Annotated in this window: 1 protein-coding gene and 2 pseudogenes; all 3 read left to right on the top strand. The window is 44.2% G+C overall.

Annotation, left to right across the window (positions count from 1 at the left end):
* Window positions 1-62: pseudogene (locus V7D75_RS01010) on the top strand (septation protein A); the annotation flags it as partial.
* A 146-nt stretch (window positions 63-208) separates the two neighbouring features.
* The gene (locus V7D75_RS01005; RefSeq protein ID WP_333613036.1) at window positions 209-562 is read left to right on the top strand and encodes a YciI family protein; all 354 of its coding nucleotides are present in this window, start codon (window positions 209-211) and stop codon (window positions 560-562) included.
* Window positions 559-921: pseudogene (locus V7D75_RS01000) on the top strand (hypothetical protein); the annotation flags it as partial. The gene V7D75_RS01005 and the pseudogene V7D75_RS01000, both read left to right, overlap by 4 nt.

Below are 921 nucleotides of genomic sequence, written 5' to 3'. Positions count from 1 at the left end.
CTCAATTTGCCGTATTAAAAAACCATCTCAATCCAGCGTTAACCGACAAAACCACTAAATAAAAGCTTATTTAATCTTAAGGCTTATTTTAATTATAAGAGCCAGTTTAATTATAATATATGACTTAAAAGTATAAAGAACGATATCATCATTGTTTTTTATTGTCGTTATTAGCGCTTTATTCATACTATTTACTTGAGGAAGTCTAATGTCCTTATTTGCCATTATCGGTCACGATGTTGCTGGCAGCAGTGCCCAACGTCAGGTGACGCGCGCCGAACACGTTGCTCGTCTGCAAGTATTACAAAGCGAGCAGCGACTCATTATCGCAGGTCCAACGCCCATCGAACACGGTAAAAGCGAGATGTCAGGCAGCTTGATTATTGCTGATTTTGACTCCCTCGATGCTGCGCAAGCATGGGCGAGCGCTGAGCCTTATTTACGCGATGGCGTCTATAGCCATGTAGATATCAAGCCGTTCGTGCAGACCTTGCCTGCACCTACTGACAGCGCCGCAGATAAACCAGCAGACAAGCCAGCAAATAAGGTAACAGCATCGTGATTCAGCAGTTATTATTAAATGGTTCTGTTTCTCATCATGTTTTTAATCATATTTCTAGGCCCGCTTTTGGTTTCGTTACTAACGTTAGTGTTGCGAGCCTGGTATTGCTTGCCAGTCTATCGGTACAAGCAGCACCAACTGTGACCAATGCTGATCCTGTGGCAGGAACGGCTTCGCTTGCGCCAAATGCTGTATTAGCGCCCAATACTGTTAATCAACTAGCGTTACCAAATACTGCCTCAAATACGGTGTCTACTATAGCACCGAACCCAGCTACTAGTGCTCAGCCTGCGACCAATATTAGCGACACTTTAGCCGCGCAGCTACAACCATCAACTAAAGCGCTCTCTGAAGCCAAT

Source organism: Psychrobacter sp. (assembly GCF_036731945.1).
Taxonomy (GTDB): domain Bacteria; phylum Pseudomonadota; class Gammaproteobacteria; order Pseudomonadales; family Moraxellaceae; genus Psychrobacter.
Note: the sequence above shows the minus strand (reverse complement) of the source record. Positions and strands in the feature narration are given on the sequence as shown.

Coding starts and splice junctions, on each gene's coding strand:
- V7D75_RS01005 (WP_333613036.1), top strand. CDS start 209: ATGTCCTTATTTGCCATTATCGGTCACGATGTTGCTGGCAGCAGTGCC.